Consider the following 17,152-nt stretch of genomic DNA (forward strand, 5'->3'; position numbering starts at 1 on the left):
AGCAACCGTATTGATGGAAGAGAAGGCGGCGAACGAGCGTCGCTACATCAGCGCGCAGCTCAGCAGGCGATCAGGTGCCAATAGGCGCCGCTCAATGCCTGTTGCGACTGATCGATTGGAATGAGGCCGGTCGAAGCAACGGCCTCACTACCAGCGGGTGATGGAATCCTCGTTGCCGATGAGGCGGTGGCCGCCCCAACCAGTTGCGTGCCGCGTTGCAGCGGTCTGGCGCGGGGAAGGGAGCCGGGGAGAGCAGCCGATTACAGGCGATGGTGTTGCCAGAAAGTATTATCGGTTGCTGAGCACTGTCGCGTGCAGCGAATGGCATCCTCGCTGCCCGCAGAGCCTGGCCGGCTGATAGTTGTATTTGCGATGCCACGCTACCTTCCATTGCTGGCTCAGCTCCACGGGTTTGACGATGAGTGTCGCTATCTGCGGGAACGAAGATGTTCAAGAGGTGATGCGGGTGTCAACACGTTGGCGTGAGTTGTGTGAATTGGAACATTGCAGCAAGCGCACGCAGCCGCGCTGCGGTCGGCTAGATATCTGATTTTCATAAAGACGGGTGTTGGAGATATGCAAGGATTGCGATGTCGTGCCACGGTGATGTGCGTGTGCCTTGACCGCGGACATATGCACTTTGCGCAGTTGTGCACGAAGTGCGGCGTTCAATCTGACACCGGCCATGTACAGAACCAGCGAAGATCATCGCGATGGTTCGGGGGCTGGTTCTGGAATCACTTCAGTGCGCTGCTGTACGGCGGCGTCGTTGCTGCCCGGCAAGTTGTTCCGCCCGACGTATTGGCGATTCTGTCGAATTCCGGTGCTGGACAGTGTCGGTCGTGATGCACGGTGCCGAGTTGCTGCATGACGGTCTGCGTTGTCGCCGCTGGCACTGCAATGCGCGTTCTGACGTGTGCGGAAAATGCGTCGGTACAGCAGCGGTGATGTTTTCAAACGATACCGTTTGAATTGGACGTGTTGAATTGGACTCGTCAGCAATGATGTGGGAAAGAATCCTGCAGATGCCTGACGTTGAGCAGCCGCACATCCGAGCGCCGTCCTCGACACAAAGGCGGGAACACCACGCAGCGGTTGCCAGGCGATTGCTGGCGCAGTGACCTAGTCGCTACGCGATGGCTTCCCGGTCTTGCCAGTCTCCAGCATCCGCTGGCGGAAGAACGGATACAGCGCTGCGCTGAACAGGATGGCCACGGTGGCATAGGCCAGCAATCGGGCGTCCGCGCCGAGCAGGGCGTACAGGCAGTAAGTGACCGCCACCGCAGCGGTCAGCAGGCAGGCAGCGCGCATCCATCCCTGTTCACCACGTTCCAGCGTGGTGGCGAGCAACGCGCCGGCTGAGAACAGGTAGGGCACGATGGTCAGCAGCACCGCGATGTTGGTCAGCTGGTCGAATTGCCGGGCAAGCGTGGGCGAGGAGGTCACCAGCAGCAACGCACTCATCAGCGCTGCCACGATCATCAGGCCGGTGCCCGGCATGCCATGCCTGTTGAGCTTGCAGAACACCCGAGGGAACAGGCCGTCTTCGGCAGCGGCTTTGGCCGATTGCCCGACCAGCAGCATCCAGCCGCCCAGCGCGCCAACCGATTTGAAGATCGCACACAGGGCGATGATCAGCATGCCCCAAGGGCCGACCATCAATTGTGCGGCATCGGCAAACGGGGCTGAAGAATCGCGCAGCTGCGCCATCGGCACCATGCCCATGATCACCAGCGAGCAGCTGATGTAGATCACCGCCGCCAACGCCAGCCCGAGCAGGGTGGCGAGCGGGATGTTGCGTTTCGGGTTGTCGATCACATCGGCCGATACCGCCGCGCTCTCCACACCCATGAATGCCCACAGGGCAATGGACGCACTGCGTGAGATGGCATCGCTGTCGGGCATGCCGCTGACGTTCCAGCCGGCGTTGAACAGTGCCAGGTCGAACCACCACCAGCCGGCGATGGCGATGCCCAGTATCGGGATCAGCGCCAACAGCAGGGTGCCGGTTTCCAGCGCACCCACCCAGCGGGCGCCGCGGGCGTTGGCCAGGCTCAACAGCCAGATCACCGCCAAGGTGAAGCCTAGCCGCGGATACACGTCCTGCAACCAGGGCCACAGGTGGCTCAGGTAGCCGGTGACCACCAGCGCGATGGCGACATTGCCGATCCAGTTGCCAAACCAATAGGCGTAGTTGCTGACAAAACCGATGTAGTTGCCAAACGTGTCGCGCGCATAGGCGTAAGGTCCGCCGGGTTGCGGATCGAGCTGCGACAACCGGGCGAACACCAGCCCAAGTGCGATCGCCCCGGCGGTGGCGATCAGCCAGCCGAACGAGGAGATGCTGCCGACCGTGGCCAGGTTGGCCGGCAGCAGGAACACGCCGGTGCCGATCATGTTGCCCGCAACCAGCATGGTCGCCATGGTCAGGCCCATTTTGCGTGGGGTTGCCGTGCTCATGTCCAGGCCGGGTCGGAGGTGAAATCGATGGTCAGCCAGAAGCGGCCGGAGCGGGCGTCGAGCTGTTCGGCGATTTCATCACGCAGGCGGTCGACATCGCCGATGCTGCCCAGTTGCGCATCGGGCCGGGTGAGTACGTGGATCTCGACAAACCGCATGCGGCCGATCTTTGCGACATGGCTGGTGAAGCCTTCAAACCCGTGTTTGGCGACGAACTGCTGCATCACCTGCTGCACCTGCTGGTCCAGCTCGTCCGGCGCGACCTGCAGCACTTCACGGGCGGCCTTCCATGCGCCACGCAGCGGCACCGGCAGTGTGGCCAGGCTGATGCAGGCGAGAACCAGCGGGTCCAGGTAGGGGATCCAGTGTTCATGCGCACCACCGCGCAAGGCCAGCGCAAGGACGAAGGACAGCACCACCGCCAGGCTCATCATGCCGGTCAGCAGCCAAGCGCGCGCATCCAGGGTCAGCAGGCCCGATTGCAGGCGGCGTGCGTGGCGGCCGATCCACAGCGCCATTGCCAGGTCCACCACCACCAGCAGCGCGGCCCAGAGCAGGCCGGGGCCAAGCCGCGTCTCGTGGCCACCATCGCTGAGGCCGATGACCGCGTTGGCCAGGGCGTAGATGCAGGCGAGGCTGAGGATGGCGCCGCCCAGCGCCTCGACCATGGGCTCCAGGTGCCAGAAGCCATATTGAAAGCGAGGGCTCTGTTCCTTGGCCATCAGCCGCAGCACCGCCAGTGCCACCAGCGTCAATGCCAGGTCCACCATGCTGTAGATGCCATCGAACAGGATCGCCTGCGAGCGGGCGAGCATGCCGCCAAAGAAGCCGATCGCCGCAACCAGCACGGTTGCGGCGATCGAACGTTGCAATACCTGTTGTTCCTTGCGTGTGCTGGTCATTTAGCTCTGCGAAGAAGGCGGTTCGGGATGTAAGGGGCGCCAGGCTTGAAAAGCCCCTCTCCCGTTTACGGGAGAGGGGTTGGGGTGAGGGCGCTTTGAAAGCACGTGGAGCAGATTTTGAGTGGAGCGGAGCATTAGCAAAAGCCAGACTGCGAGAAGCCAAAAGCCAAAAGCCAAAAGCCAAAAGCCAAAAGTCAAAAGTCAAAAGTCAAAAGTCAAAAGTCAAAAGCCAAAAGCCAAAAGCCAAAAGCTCCCCTCATCCGCCCCTGCGGGGCACCTTCTCCCGCAAGCGGGAGAAGGGACAGCCAACGCACGGCCAACGCACAGCCGTCTCCGTTGGCTTAGATCTTCAAAACCTCCACGCGATAACTCGGCCTATCGCCGCTGTTGTCGATAATCAAACCATGCACATCCGACTCAAATCCCGGGAAACGTGCGTTCTGTTCGCGGGCGATGCGCAGCGACTGGATGATGGGCTCGTCGCTGGCGCCGAAGCGCTCGCCCGGCATGATGGTCGGAATGCCCGGCGGATAAGGCACCAGCATGGTGCCGGCGACACGGCCGCTGAGCTGGTCGATGTCCACCCGTTCAATCTCGCCACGTACCAGGTGGTTGTAGGCTTCGGCCGGACTGATCACCGGTTCCGGCAGCTCCACGTACATCTCGCGCATTACCTCGGCCACGCGGAACTCGCGGTTGAAGGCGTGCAGCGCCTCGCACAGGTCGCGCAGGCCCCAGCCGGCATAGGCGATGGCGCCGCCTTCGAGCAGGCTGGGCAGCGATTGGGTCAGCGGGGCGTTGGCGTCGTACAGGTCTTTGAAGGCCATCAGCTCGGTGACCAAGGTGCTCCACTTGCCCTTGGTGATGCCCATCGAGAACAGGAACAGCACCGAGTACAGGTTGGTCTTCTCCACGGTGATGCCGCGTGACCACAGGAACTTGCTGAGCACCGCCGCCGGGATGCCGAGCTTGCCCATCTCGCCGTCCATCGACAGGCCGGGGGTCAACAGCGTGACCTTGACCGGGTCGATCAGCACATAGTCGTCGGCCAGGTTGTCGAAACCGTGCCAGTGCGCCTTGGGCCGCAGATACCAGTCCGGCCGCGAGGCCACCATGGGTTTGTTGCTGTCGCCCTTGGCCAGGCTGCGCTCCACGCCATCGGGTTGCCAGACCTTGAACCACCAGTCATCGCGGCCCAGATCTTCGCTGACATGCAGCATCGCGCGGCGGAAAGCGATGGCCTCATCCTGCATTTCCTGCACCAGCGATTTCCCGGCCTCGCCTTCCATCATCTTCGAGGCGACATCGCAGGAGGCGATGATGCCGTAATGCGGGCTGGTGGAGGTGTGCATCATGAACGATTCGTTGAAGCGCTCGGCATCCAGCTCGCGCGTGGCGGCATTGCGCACATGGATCATCGATGCCTGCGAGAACGCGGCCAGCAGCTTGTGGGTGGACTGCGTGGTGAAGATGATGGCCTCCTGCTCGCGCGGCTTGCCCTTGGCCATGCCGTAATGGTTCTCGTAGAACGGATGGAAGGCTGCGTAGCCGTACCAGGCTTCATCGAAGTGCAGGAAATCCACTGCCGTGCCGAGGTTGTCGGCGATCTTTTCGGCGTTGTAGCACAGCCCGTCATAGGTGGAGTTGGTGACCACCGCAATGCGTGGCTTTGCACCGGGCTTGGCGGTCTTGCTGGCCAGTGGGTTCGCCTGGATCATCTTCTGCATCGCTTCGGCGGAGAACTGGTCCAGGCTGATCGGGCCGATGATGCCGTGGGCGTTGCGGCTGGGGGTGAAGTAGACCGGAATGCCGCCGGTCATGATCAGCGAATGCAGCAGCGATTTATGGCAGTTGCGGTCGACGAACACGATGTCGCCGCGCCCGACCGTGCCATGCCAGACGATCTTGTTGGCGGTGGATGTGCCATTGGTGACGAAGAAGGTATGGTCCGCACCAAAGTTGCGGGCGGCTTCGGCCTCGGCCTCCCGGATCGGGCCGGTGTGGTCGAGCAACGAGCCCAGCTCCGGCACAGAGATCGACAGATCGCTGCGCAAGGTGTTTTCGCCATAGAACTGATGCAGGGCGCGGCCGACCGGCGACTTGGTGAAGGCGACGCCACCCGCGTGCCCCGGCGTGTGCCAGGAATAGTTGGACTCGGCCGAATGGTGGATCAGGGCCTTGAAGAACGGCGGCAGCAGCTTGGCCATGTAGGCCTCGGCCGCACGCATCACCTGGCGGGCGATGAAACTCTTGGTGTCCTCGAACAGGAAGATGTAGCCGTGCACGAACTTGAGCAGCTTGCTCGGTATTTTCTCGATGGTGCGGCGTTCGCCGTACAGGAATACCGGCAGGTCGGCGCGGCGCTGGCTCTGTTCACGCAGAAAGGCAAGCAGGCGCTGGAACTGATCGTCATCGTCCTCGGTGCCGTCGATGGAGATCAGTACCGCCGAGGCGGCCACGTAAGTGCGGGCGCCGGCACGGGCGTCGTCCAGGTTCAGGCCGGAGAGCACGCGCTGGTCGTTCCTGCGCAGCTCATCGGCAAGTGCGCGGATGAGGATGCCGTTGATGCGCGGTGACTCGTAGTCGGCATCGATGATGACGATGGGGTAGTCCAGTGATTTGAAGTACATGGCGTTGTTCCTATCTACCGAGCGGGGGATCAGTTCGAATTGGCACGCGCGGCGCCGGTCGGAGTGAATTTGGCCAGGCGCTGCTTGCGGCGCTCATCGCTGAAGAACGGATAGAACACGGTGATGAACAGTACGAACAGGAACGCGTACTGCACGATGCTGCCGGACGACCCATAGATCGCCCACAGGCAGTAGACGACGGTGATGCTGGTCAGTACCCAGAACGCGCCGGTGTGGGCCAGGGTATGCGAGCGTTCGACCACGAAGTAGCAGGCCACGCAGGAGTAGATGTAAGGCAACAGGGTCAGAACCACCGCTGCGGAGGTGATCACATCGAACTGCGCCGATGCGGTTTCCGAGGTGGAGGTGATCAACACCGCCAGGGTCATCAGCAGCGCAACGATCAGCACGCCCTTGACCGGTACTTCGTCCTTGTTGATCTTGCTGAAAACACTGGGAAACAGGCCATCGTCCGAGGCCGCCTTGGCGCTCTGCGCGGTCAGCAGGATCCAGCCGCCCAGTGAACCGGCCGCGCCGATGAAGGCGCACAGGCTGACCAGTGCGCCGCCCCAACCGCCGACCGCGTTGGCTGCAGCCAGCGCAAATGGCGCATCCGATACCTGCAGATCGGCATTGGGGACCATGCCCATGATCACCGACGAGCTGGCGATGTACGCAATTGCCGCCAGGAACACGCCGGCCAGGGTTGCACGGGCCACGTTCTTTTCGGGATTCTCCACCACGCCGGCGGTCACCGATGCCGACTCCACGCCGATGAAGGCCCACAACGTCAACGCTGCAGCGCTGGAGACCGCGCCGAAATTGGATTGCCCGGACACGTTGTAGGCGCCCTTGAAGATGGTGGGGTCGAAGTAGAACCAGCCGAACACGGCAATGCCCAGGATCGGCACCAGCGCGAAGCTGGTGGTCACCGTCTGCACGCGGCTGACAAAGGAAGGCCCGATCACATTAGCGAAACTCAAGGCCCACACCAGCAGCAGCACCGCGATGCAGCGGGGCAGGGGTTCGGACAGGATGGGGAAGAAATAGCTGAAGTAGCCCACCGCCGCGATCGGGATGGCGACATTGCCGATCCAGTTGGCGAACCAGTAGATGGTGTTGGTCTGGAAGCCCATGTACGGGCCGAACCAGTCACGTGCATAGGCGTAGGGGCCACCGGCTTTGGGCGCCAGCTTGCCGAGCTTTGCGAATACGAAGGCCAGCAGCAACGCACCGGCCGTGGTTACCAGCCAACCCCAGATCGAGGCGGTGCCGATTTTGGCCAGGCTCGATGGCAGCAGGAAGACGCCTGAGCCCATCATGTTGCCTGCCACCAGGAAGGTCGCGCCAACGACCCCGATTTTCTTCTGACCTGCCATGACTATCTCCTTTCACCGGCATTGCCGGTTCATTCGATGGGAAGGACATTGCGTGAATCGTTGGGTGGCGAGCTGCACGTGGTGCGTGCAGGCATCGGCTGCCTGTTACTTGATGAAGTTGTATTGAAGGCTGCCCTGCAGGCGCAGCGTGTCCGCATCACGGCGGTCCTGCAGTTGTTGCTGGCCGTACAGCAGCTCCATGCCCATGGTCCACGACGGTGCCGGGCTCCAGAGCAGGTTCAGTGCGGCATAGCGGCTGCGGCGGAACGCATCGCTGGCCAGCGCGTCGGCGCTGTCGATCTGCAGTTGCCCGTAGATGAGGTTGGACCGCCACAGCTCCGACCAGTAATGGGTGTAGCCGAAGAAGCCGCCGCGCAGCGGCAGCGCCTTGAGCCGGCCGTCGCCATCGATGGCGGCATCCAGGTTGGATCCGGTGAGGTCGGCGGTATAGCGGCTGATGCCCTTGCCGCCGACCAGCCCGAACAGCAACAGGTCACGCTCGGCCACGGCATAGGACCCGCTCAACTGCAGGCCGCCGCCAAACGTGCGGTCGCTGCGGCCGTCGCCGTCATAGCCCAGGCTGCGCAGCACCGCGCCCAGCTGCAGATGGCCCCAATCGCGCTCCATGCGCGCGATCAGGCTGACATCGGGAAGGTGCTCCACACTGCTGTCGTTCTGGCCGATGTTGGCCAGCTGTGAATCCGGATCTTCGGCGGCCACGGTCAAGGTATTGCCCTTGCCCAGCGCGAAGCTGTGGTGGATGCCGGCAACCAGCAGGTAGCCGGCCGCACCGGGCCCGGCAAAGTCCAGGGTATCCGGCAGCGAGTCGGCATCCATGAAGGTGGAATAGCCGTAGCCGGCATAGGTGTTGCCCAGCTGCCCGTAGGCATGGCGCAGGCGGAACTCATAGCTGTCGCTGCTGCCGAAGAAGTCGTTCTCCAGGTAGAAGCGCAGGTTCCCATGCGTGGTTGGCCGGCGCGCTTCGAAGCTGAAACGGGTCTGCTTGGCATGCATGCCGAAATGCGAGACATCGCGGTTCGGCCCGGTCACCGGCATCGACGAAGGGATGAACTGCTCGGTGTCGCCGGCAGCGCGGCTGTCGGCAATTGCATCCAGCTTGGCGTAGCCGCCAAGGCGGATCAGGGTATCGGTGCCGGGGATGGCGATGAACCCCTTGAGCTCGGGGTCGTTGGGGGAGGGCGCATTGTCCGGGCGGGAGGCGGCGGTGGCCGGATCGGCAACCGAATCACGCGCAGGCAGGATGGTGGACGGCAGTGTCTGCGGGCCGGGGCCAGCACTCGCCGGGGTTGGCGATATTGCCGTCACCGGCGTGGTCGCAATCACAGGAACGGGTGCAGGAGCGGCTGCAGGACTACTAGCGGGTTGATCCTTTTCCAGTGCATCCAGCCGCGCGGTGAGCGACTGCAGATGCTGCTGCGCCTGGGCGATTTCCTGGCGCAGCGCGGCCACCGAATCCTGCGCACTGGCGGTGGCCGGCAGCAACATGAGGGGCAGCAATGTGGCTAGCGTCCGTGATTTCATTGCCGGTTCCGTGAAGAAAGCAACGCCACTCACGGGCGGCAGAACGCCAGCCGTGATTTCACCAATCACCTACCTGGCTGCACGCTCGCTGCCCCTGTCATGCCAGCGTGAAACCAGGATTTACCATCTTCGACGTAGGGTTATGACCACGTGAATATCAGATGAATCCTATTGTCATAAACCGATGAATAATTCGTTTGGTGGGAATTACGCAACTCAGTTCTCGCTTTCGATCTGCCCGACCTGCAGCGGCGCCCGGCTGCCGTCCAGCAATCCACGGCTGAGCGTGCCGTTCTCGATGAACAGCAGTTCGCCGTTCTCGCCGTTCTTGATGCTGCTGTCGATGGCGATGATGCGTTCGTCATGGAAGCTGCTGACGTGCGACATCGAGGTATGTCCCACCACGATCCGCTTCAGCCCGAGCTGGTCCAGCACGCGCTGCACCCCGGCCGCATCCAGCCGCCCGTCGAAATAGCCGCGGTACCAGATGGGGCTGGTCTTGCCGTCGTACAGCGGCGCGGTCGCCGGGTCGGCCTTGACCTCGGCCTTGGGACGGCCCAGCGAGGCCTGGTAGGCGGCATTGGTGGCGGCCGCATCCAATGCCAGCGGCAACGCCTCGGGCGACACACCGCCGTGCAGGAACAGGGTATCGCCAATGCGCAGCAGCACCGGGCGGGTGCGCAGCCATTGCCCGATCACCGAATCAGGGCCATACAACTGCGGGTAGCTGCGGCCCAGCAGTTGTGCGCTGCGCAGGTACTTGGGATTGACGTAGCGCAGGTCGTCGTACAGCACCATGGTTTCGTGGTTGCCGAGTACGAAGTGCACCGCGCCGCCTGCGTCCGCAGCCTGCTGCTGCAGGCTGTACAGCAGCCAGAACGCCTCGGTGACCTGCGGGCCACGGTCGAACACATCGCCGGCGATCACCAGCGTGTCCTGCCCCAGCGCCCAGTTGTCGTCCTTGTCGATCACGTTGTGGGCGCGCAGCAACTGCACCAGCAAGCCGTACTGGCCGTGGATGTCGGACACCGCGACGATGCGTGGCACCGCAGGCAAGATGGCTGCGCCAGGCTCGGCCAGCGGCGCGATCCGCAGGCGCTGAGAGTAGCCGCATTCGGGCGCTATGCTGCGGACGCCATCGCGGCTTCGTCTGTATTTCCGCGTAATCACCTGGTCATCGCATATCCATTGCGCCTGCAGCCGCTTGCCCTCGCCGAATACGTAAGGGCCGTCGGCCTGCACATGGCCGGCGGGTGCAGGCACCTCGCGGGCGTTGGCTGCCAAGGCGGGCAAGGTGCTGCACAGCAGTGCGATGAGCAAGGCGCGGGTTGCAACGGGCATGGCGGGGTTCCGGCGTCGGGTGACCTGGTGCACCCTCATCGAGCCTAGGCCGTCGCGCTCGGCATGGCATGTGCTATCGGTTGGTGGCGCGCGCCACTCAGTCGCGATGCAGCGCGCTGCGGCCCGGCGCGGCGGGCAGGGCCTCGCTGCCCAGCACCACCCGGTTGCGCCCCTGTTTCTTGGCCTGGTACATGGCGGCATCGGCGCGCGCCATCACCCGTTCGTAATCCGGGTGGCCGTCATACACGGCCACGCCGATGCTGGCGCTGATGTCCAGCAGTTGGCCGTCGGCCAGGGTTACCGGCGTTTCGGCCATGCGCCGGCACAGGCCCTCGGCAATCAGCATGGCCTGGGCGGCTTCAACAGCGACCAGCACGACAACGAATTCCTCGCCGCCATAGCGGAATACATAGTCACTGCCGCGCGTGTACTGGCTGAGGATGCCGGCCACATGCTGCAATGCGCGGTCGCCGGCCTCATGGCCGTGTGTGTCGTTGATGGCCTTGAAGTGATCCAGGTCCAGCAACAGCACGCCGAAGCTGCCTGCGGATTTTTCGGCCAGCTCGATCTCGCGGCGCAGCACGGTGGGCAGGAAACGCCGGTTGAGCAGGTTGGTCAGCGCATCGCAGCCGGCGTCCAGCTCACCGATGCGTTCGAACAGCATGCCCAACAGGCTGCGCACCTGGCTGACCTTGGAGCGGACGACCTGCAGCTGCGCACTGCGCGCGACGGGGCCGCCGTGCTGCTGCAGTGCGTGCTGCAGCAACTGGTCAACCTCGTCGACCAGGCCGCTGATCTGCCGTGTTTCCGAACTTTCGCCAAAACTCGGAATGCCCTTGTGGGTGAACCACAGGCCAAACTCCGAGCGTGCCAATGTCTGGAAGCCGCCCATGTCGCCCTGCGCGGCAAGTGCGTAAAGCAAGGTGTTCTCCCAGTCCAGCAGCAAGGCGCGTTGGCGCTCGCGCTCGGTGCTGACGTTCTGCACCAGCGAGAACAGGCGGTACGCGGCATCGGTGCGCGAGGAACGTTCCCGTGCATTGGAATAGGCAAGTGTCATACCCTCCAGCGCGATATCGAACGAGGCGGTGAGGCTGGCGATGGCAGAATGTGCGGTTTCACCGTGCCCGGCGTGTTCGCCGATCAACTGGAACAGGCGCTGTTTCAGCACGCGCGTGCCGCGCGTGACCAGGTCCACCGGAATGCCCACCCGTGCATGTACGTCGCCGATGACGCGCTGGTTGGCGATCAGCCGCTCCACGTCGGCTGCGTTGGCCCGCAGCAGATCGCTGACCCACCGCTGCATGGCCGGTTGCAGACGCAGCTTCACCTGGTCGTGTGACATCGAGCGTGAGGCGCGCACGTCATTCATCATGACGCTGTAAAAATGCGCGGCCAGTTCGGCGGCATGCCCCTCTGCCAAACCTGCCAACAGGCAGCCTGCTTCGCAACCGGCAGCGTGGAGGCTGTGTTTCCAGGCATCGGCCAGCGCGCTGCTGTCGGTGTCGGTGCTGGAAGGAGAGGAGGGGGCGATATTCATGCGTCTGATCGGTAGAGTGCCAAGCGGCAGCCGATCATTTATCGGCAGCAACTATCGGATTTTAAGGACTTTTTGTTGATGGCTGTGTTCACTGCTTGTTCAAGTGCGGTTGTGATGGATAAACGCGGATTGCGGCGATGATCAGTGCCGGGCCGTTTCCGTTGATGGCCTTGGTGGCGTTGCTGGCCTTGGCGATCGCCTGGTTTTTCGCGCGTGCATTGACGCCATCGGCCGAAGGCTTGCGCAGCCGCGCCGGTGCCGTGGTGCTGGACGCCTTCCTGCTGGGCCTGCTCGGCGCGCGCGTTGCGCATGTACTGCTGCATGCCGGCGATTACCTGTCACAACCGCTGTCCATCATCCGCCTGGGCGATGGAGGTTTCTCGCTCTGGGCCGGCGTGCTGGTTGCTGCGGCCTATGCGTTGTGGAAAACGCGCCAGCGCATCCTGCGCAAGCCGGTGTTGCTGGGCCTGGCGGCAGGTGCCGCGTTCTGGGCAATCGGTGGCATGGCCTTGTTCGCGCTGCAGCGTTCATCGATACCTCTGCCGGATGCCGTGTTGGTTGACCTGCAGGGCCAGCCTGCGCCGCTGGCTGCATTCGCCGGCAAGCCTACCGTGATCAATCTGTGGGCCAGCTGGTGCGGGCCCTGCCGTCGCGAGATGCCGGTGTTGGCGCAGGCGCAGCAGGCCCATCCGCAGGTGCAGTTCGTGTTCGCCAACCAGGGCGAAACCCATGAAGAAGTGAGCGACTACCTGAGCGCTGAAAACATGCAGCTCGACAACGTGCTGCTGGATGCCGACTCGCGGGTAATGCAGCAGACCGGTGCCCGCGCACTGCCCACCACCCTGTTCTTCGGTGCCGATGGCCGCCTGCACGATGTGCATATGGGCGAGTTGTCGCGCGCCACGTTGGAAGCGCGTCTGCGCGAAATGCAATAACCCCTTTACTGGAAGAGATACACGATGATGCGATCCCGTTCGATGTTGCTGTTGTTGTCCTTCATTGCGTTGGCGCCTGTGGCCTGTGCGCAGACCACCAGCGCCCCGGCCCCGGTCAGCAGCGCGGCCAAGCCGGCGGCGGCCAACGAGCCGGCCGTGGTTGCCACGCTGCGCTCGCAGGGCGTGGAATTCATGGGCACCTTTGAAACCCCGGTTGGCCTGACCGGCTACGCCGGTGTCGCCGGCCAGCGGCCGCTGGGTGTGTACGTCTCCAAGGATGGCCAGTACGCCGTGGTCGGCACCCTGGTCAATGCCAAGGGTGAAGATGTCAGCGCGGCCAAGCTCAAGGAGCTGGTGTCCGGGCCGATGGGCCAGCAGGCCTGGGCGAAGGTGGAAGCCAGCCACTGGGTACGCGATGGCAAGGCCGATGCGCCGCGCGTCATCTATTCCTTCAGCGACCCCAACTGCCCCTACTGCAATCGCTTCTGGGAAGCGGCGCAGCCGTGGGTGGCGTCGGGCAAGGTGCAGATCCGGCAGATCCTGGTCGGCGTGATCCGCGAGGACAGCGCCAACAAGGCGGCGGCCATCCTCGGTGCAGCCTCGCCGGAGCAGGCCTTGGTGCAGAACGAGCGTGATTTCGCCAAGGGTGGCATCAAGCCGCTGGCCACGGTACCGGCAGCGGTGCAGACCAAGCTGCGCGCCAACGAAGCGCTGATGCTGGAGCTGGGCTTCCAGGGCACGCCGGGGATCCTGTTCAAGGATGCCGACGGCACCGTGCAGATGCGTTCGGGCATGCCGCAGGGCGATGACATGCAGACGGTGCTTGGCCCACGCTGACCGCTGAATCGGTGGCGGCGATGTAATAGTCTCCGCCACCGCAGGCTGACTAAGCTGGCCCCGCTAAAAGGAGCCAGTCATGAGCCACGACCACAACCACCTGCCCAGCGAAATCCGCCACGAGAAGCCGCTGTGGTGGGCGCTGGGTCTGACCACCGTCTACCTGGTGGTGGAAGTCATTGGCGCGTTCTGGACCAACAGCCTGGCGCTGCTGTCCGATGCGGCGCATATGGCCACCGACGCGCTCGGGTTGATGATCGCCTTGACCGCGGTACGCCTGAGCCGGCGCCCGCCGGATGCCCGGCGCACCTACGGTTATGCACGCCTGGAAGCCCTGGGCGCAGTGGTCAATGGCCTGTTGCTGTTCGGCGTGGGCATCTACATTCTGTGGGAGGCCGCGCAGCGCTTCCAGCAGCCACAGGCCATCGCCTCCACCGGCATGATGTGGGTGGCGGCGTTTGGGCTGGTGGTGAACCTGATCGCGATGCGCCTGCTCAGCGCGGGCAGCGGCGAAAGCCTGAACGTCAAGGGCGCCTACCTGGAAGTATGGAGCGACATGCTCGGTTCGGTGGCGGTGATCATCGGCGGTGTGATCATCCACTTCACCGGTTGGACCCTGGTCGATCCGATTCTGGCGGTGCTGATCGGCTTGTGGGTGCTGCCGCGTACCTGGGTGCTGCTGCGTGATGCCATCAATGTATTGCTGGAGGGCGTGCCCAAGGGCGTGGTGCTGGCCGATATCGAGCAGGCACTGCGCGCGTTTCCCGGTGTGGCCGGCATCCATGACCTGCATGTGTGGGCGCTGGCATCAAGTACCCCGGCCTTGACCGTGCATGTGGTGATGGGAGACGGGCAGGTGCCGGATGTATTGCGCCGCCAACTGGCGGATCTGTTGCACGAACGGTTTGATATCGATCATGTGACGGTGCAGGTGGAGATCGATCACTGTGGGGATGATTGTGCCGAGGTGAAGACCAAGCTGGATGCTGACGGCGATGGGCACGATCACGATCACGAAGGTCATGCGCATGGGCCGGATCATCAAGGGCATCACGGGCATGTGCACCGCTGAGTAGCGCGCTTTGCGCGCATCCCCCTCTCCCCAACCCCTCTCCCGCAGGGGGAGAGGGGCTTGCATCTCAGCGAGTTGAAGCAATGCTCGTAACTGCAGCTTTAAAGCCCCTCTCCCCTTGCGGGAGAGGGGTTGGGGAGAGGGGAGGGCGCAAAGCGCCCAGCCATGAAGCAAAAACGGAGCCTTTCGGCTCCGTTCTGCATTCCTTCAACGACTCACAAGCTCAAGCAACCGGCTCACGCAGCACCGGCATGTCCCAGCCCGGGCGCGGTGCGAAACGGTCGCCGTGCCGTGCCTGCAGGGTCTTCAGCTTCTCGACCAGTACATCAACGCCGGTGGCGCGGATATGCTGGATCGGGCCGCCGCGGAACGGGGCAAAGCCGGTGCCGAAGATCACGCCGGCATCGAGCAGGTCGGCATCGGCTACTACACCATCGTGCAGGCAGGCCACCGCCTCGTTGAGCAGGGGCAGGATCAGGCGGTCTTCCAGGTCCGACGGCGCCTGGTAGTCCTTGGCCACTTCCGGCTTCACCGCGCGGCCGTTCTCCCACTTGTAGATGCCCTGGCCGTCCTTCTTGCCGCGCTTGTTCGGCTCCACCGTCGCCAATGCCGCCGGGATCTGCAGGCCGAGGAACGGTGCCAGCTCCTTGCCGACGCCAGCGGCCACGTCCAGGCCGACCGTATCCAGCAGCTCGATCGGGCCCATCGGCATGCCGAACTTGACCGCGGCCTTGTCGATCACCGGGCCGGGGATGCCTTCGGCGTAGGCGGTCGCGGCCTCCAGCATGTACGGGAACAGGACGCGGTTGACCAGGAAGCCCGGGGTGCCGGCAACCGGCACCGGGAACTTGCCCAGCGCCTTGCAGAATGCGGCCAGGCGCTTCTCGGTTTCTGCCGCCATGCCGTCGTGGTGGATGATTTCCACCAGCGGCATCTGTGCCACCGGGTTGAAGTAGTGCAGGCCGGCAAACTGCGCCGGGCGCTGGATGTGGTCACGCAGCTCGACCAGCGGGATCGACGAGGTGTTGGTGGTCAGCAGCGCGTCTGCCTTCATCTTCGGCTCCAGCGACTGGTACAGCTCGCGCTTGGCTTCCGGGTTCTCGATGATGGCCTCGATCACCAGATCGGCCTGGGCCACGCCGTCGCCGGCCAGGTCGGCCTTCAGCCGTGCGGCCACTTCCGGGCGCTTGCTCTCGTCACGGACCTTCTTGTCGAACAAAGCCTGGGCGCGGGTCATGGCCGGGTCGATGAAGCGTTGCTCGCGGTCCTGCAGGGTCACGTTGAAGCCCTTGTAGGCGGCCCAGGCGGCGATATCGCCACCCATCACGCCGGCGCCCACCACGTGCACGTGCTTGATACCCGAGTCCTTGCCGCCCAGGCCCTTGAGCCGCTCGGTCAGGAAGAAGATGCGGATCAGATTGCGTGCGGTCGGGCTGCTGGCCAGCTTGACCACGGCGCGGCGCTCGGCGTCCAGGCGCTTCTGGATCGGGCTGCCGCCGGTACGCTCCCAGGTGCCGATCAGTGCGTACGGCGCCGGGTACTGGTCTTTCTTGGCCTTGCGCGCGACCTGCTTGGCCATCTGTGGGGCCAGGATCTTGCGCGCAAGGAAGGTGTTGGTGGCCCAGGCGGTGGCGCGCTGCTTGAACGGGCGGGTTACGCCGGTCTGCAGCACCGATACCGCGGCATCGACCAGCACTGCCGGGGCGGCAACCTTGTCGACCAGGCCGATCGCACGTGCGGCCGACGCCGACAGGGTGCGGCCGGTCAGCATCATGTCCATTGCCGCCGGGGCGCCCACCAGCTGGGGCAGGCGCGAGCTGCCGCCCCAGCCCGGGAAGATGCCCAATTGGGTCTCCGGCAGGCCGATGCGGGTGGATGGGTCGTTGGAAGCCACGCGGTAACGGCAGGCCAGGGCCAGCTCGGTGCCGCCACCCAGGCAGTGGCCGTGGATCGCGGCCACGGTCGGACAGGGCAGCTCGGCCAGCTTCTGGTAGACGCTCTGGCCGCGGCGGATGGCGTCGTTGACGGTGCCGCGGCGGTCGAATTCCTGGAATTCCTTAAGATCGGCGCCGGCAATGAAGCCGGCGGCCTTGGTTGAGCGCACCACCACGCCCTTGGGTGGATCGATGGCCAGGCGCTCGATGATGTCGCCCAGTTCCAGCAGCACGTCCTGCGACATGGCATTGACCGGGCTGTCTTTGCGGTCGAGGCTGAGCACAGCCACGCCGTCTTCGCGCAGTTCGGTATGCCAATGATTGAAGCGGAGCCCGTCGAAGCCTGAGAGCATGGGACGTTCCATCCGGTTGTGTATGGAGAAGACCGCTATGATCCAGAGGTTGTTTCCCCGCCGTCAAATCCCAATGTCAGGAAGTGTGTTGGGCTTATCTGGTCAGCGCCCCCGCAGGCTAACCGAACGGGAGTTAAAAGCTGGTGCGGTACCGCTGCGACAGGGTGCTGAACTTTTGCCGCGAACAGCGGTCTTATTGCCCGACGTCGGTTGGGCTGACAGGAGTGCGG

General features: G+C 63.9%; 11 protein-coding genes. 3 read left to right on the forward strand and 8 right to left on the reverse strand.

Features of this window, described 5'->3' with window-relative positions:
• Nucleotides 1–1,122: 1,122 nt before the first annotated feature.
• From BCV67_RS15910 to BCV67_RS15940, 7 genes are all read right to left on the reverse strand, one after another.
• Nucleotides 1,123–2,460 (reverse strand): amino acid permease, encoded by a 1,338-nt coding sequence (locus BCV67_RS15910; RefSeq protein ID WP_062168461.1) that lies wholly within the window; start codon nucleotides 2,458–2,460, stop codon nucleotides 1,123–1,125.
• Nucleotides 2,457–3,362 carry a cation diffusion facilitator family transporter gene (locus BCV67_RS15915; protein ID WP_062168459.1) on the reverse strand — a complete coding sequence of 302 codons (906 nt, stop codon included), beginning with the start codon at nucleotides 3,360–3,362 and terminating at the stop codon, nucleotides 2,457–2,459. The genes BCV67_RS15910 and BCV67_RS15915 overlap by 4 nt, the downstream gene beginning before the upstream one ends.
• Before the next feature lie 341 nt (nucleotides 3,363–3,703).
• Nucleotides 3,704–5,992, reverse strand: a complete 2,289-nt coding sequence (locus tag BCV67_RS15920; RefSeq protein WP_062168456.1) for an Orn/Lys/Arg decarboxylase N-terminal domain-containing protein — start codon at nucleotides 5,990–5,992, stop codon at nucleotides 3,704–3,706.
• Between the two features lie 29 nt (nucleotides 5,993–6,021).
• Nucleotides 6,022–7,371, reverse strand: coding sequence for an arginine/agmatine antiporter (gene adiC / locus BCV67_RS15925; protein WP_062168454.1), 1,350 nt, complete (start codon nucleotides 7,369–7,371; stop codon nucleotides 6,022–6,024).
• 105 nt (nucleotides 7,372–7,476) lie between these two features.
• On the reverse strand, nucleotides 7,477–8,913 hold the full coding sequence (locus BCV67_RS15930) for a DcaP family trimeric outer membrane transporter (RefSeq protein ID WP_062171645.1): 1,437 nt from the start codon (nucleotides 8,911–8,913) through the stop codon (nucleotides 7,477–7,479).
• Nucleotides 8,914–9,129: 216 nt separating this feature from the next.
• The gene (locus tag BCV67_RS15935; RefSeq protein ID WP_062168452.1) at nucleotides 9,130–10,254 is read right to left on the reverse strand and encodes a metallophosphoesterase; all 1,125 of its coding nucleotides are present in this window, start codon (nucleotides 10,252–10,254) and stop codon (nucleotides 9,130–9,132) included.
• A 97-nt stretch (nucleotides 10,255–10,351) separates the two neighbouring features.
• Nucleotides 10,352–11,791 carry a GGDEF domain-containing protein gene (locus BCV67_RS15940; protein WP_062168450.1) on the reverse strand — a complete coding sequence of 480 codons (1,440 nt, stop codon included), beginning with the start codon at nucleotides 11,789–11,791 and terminating at the stop codon, nucleotides 10,352–10,354.
• Nucleotides 11,792–11,928: 137 nt separating this feature from the next.
• On the opposite strand from BCV67_RS15940, the gene BCV67_RS15945 reads away from it, so the two are divergent.
• The 3 genes from BCV67_RS15945 to BCV67_RS15955 all read left to right on the forward strand — a co-directional run bounded on the left by BCV67_RS15945 (nucleotide 11,929) and on the right by BCV67_RS15955 (nucleotide 14,635).
• Nucleotides 11,929–12,726: a TlpA disulfide reductase family protein gene (locus tag BCV67_RS15945; protein WP_062168448.1), complete on the forward strand. Its 798-nt coding sequence runs from the start codon at nucleotides 11,929–11,931 to the stop codon at nucleotides 12,724–12,726.
• Between the two features lie 24 nt (nucleotides 12,727–12,750).
• The gene (dsbG, locus tag BCV67_RS15950) at nucleotides 12,751–13,563 is read left to right on the forward strand and encodes a thiol:disulfide interchange protein DsbG (RefSeq protein ID WP_062168446.1); all 813 of its coding nucleotides are present in this window, start codon (nucleotides 12,751–12,753) and stop codon (nucleotides 13,561–13,563) included.
• 79 nt (nucleotides 13,564–13,642) lie between these two features.
• Entirely contained in the window at nucleotides 13,643–14,635 is a 993-nt protein-coding gene (locus BCV67_RS15955; RefSeq protein WP_062168444.1) for a cation diffusion facilitator family transporter, read from the forward strand.
• Between the two features lie 223 nt (nucleotides 14,636–14,858).
• On the opposite strand, the gene BCV67_RS15960 is transcribed toward BCV67_RS15955, so the two are convergent.
• Nucleotides 14,859–16,922 carry a 3-hydroxyacyl-CoA dehydrogenase NAD-binding domain-containing protein gene (locus tag BCV67_RS15960; protein ID WP_062168442.1) on the reverse strand — a complete coding sequence of 688 codons (2,064 nt, stop codon included), beginning with the start codon at nucleotides 16,920–16,922 and terminating at the stop codon, nucleotides 14,859–14,861.
• Between the last annotated feature and the right edge of the window lie 230 nt (nucleotides 16,923–17,152).

The organism is Stenotrophomonas nitritireducens (assembly GCF_001700965.1).
Lineage (GTDB): Bacteria > Pseudomonadota > Gammaproteobacteria > Xanthomonadales > Xanthomonadaceae > Stenotrophomonas > Stenotrophomonas nitritireducens_A.

What these genes read in the sequence shown, in the direction of transcription:
- dsbG (WP_062168446.1), top strand. Translation starts at nt 12,751, where the DNA reads ATGATGCGATCCCGTTCGATGTTGCTGTTGTTGTCCTTCATTGCGTTG.
- BCV67_RS15915 (WP_062168459.1), bottom strand. Translation starts at nt 3,362, where the DNA reads ATGACCAGCACACGCAAGGAACAACAGGTATTGCAACGTTCGATCGCC.
- BCV67_RS15920 (WP_062168456.1), bottom strand. Translation starts at nt 5,992, where the DNA reads ATGTACTTCAAATCACTGGACTACCCCATCGTCATCATCGATGCCGAC.
- BCV67_RS15930 (WP_062171645.1), bottom strand. Translation starts at nt 8,913, where the DNA reads ATGAAATCACGGACGCTAGCCACATTGCTGCCCCTCATGTTGCTGCCG.
- BCV67_RS15945 (WP_062168448.1), top strand. Translation starts at nt 11,929, where the DNA reads ATGATCAGTGCCGGGCCGTTTCCGTTGATGGCCTTGGTGGCGTTGCTG.
- BCV67_RS15960 (WP_062168442.1), bottom strand. Translation starts at nt 16,922, where the DNA reads ATGCTCTCAGGCTTCGACGGGCTCCGCTTCAATCATTGGCATACCGAA.
- BCV67_RS15910 (WP_062168461.1), bottom strand. Translation starts at nt 2,460, where the DNA reads ATGAGCACGGCAACCCCACGCAAAATGGGCCTGACCATGGCGACCATG.
- BCV67_RS15935 (WP_062168452.1), bottom strand. Translation starts at nt 10,254, where the DNA reads ATGCCCGTTGCAACCCGCGCCTTGCTCATCGCACTGCTGTGCAGCACC.
- BCV67_RS15955 (WP_062168444.1), top strand. Translation starts at nt 13,643, where the DNA reads ATGAGCCACGACCACAACCACCTGCCCAGCGAAATCCGCCACGAGAAG.
- BCV67_RS15940 (WP_062168450.1), bottom strand. Translation starts at nt 11,791, where the DNA reads ATGAATATCGCCCCCTCCTCTCCTTCCAGCACCGACACCGACAGCAGC.
- adiC (WP_062168454.1), bottom strand. Translation starts at nt 7,371, where the DNA reads ATGGCAGGTCAGAAGAAAATCGGGGTCGTTGGCGCGACCTTCCTGGTG.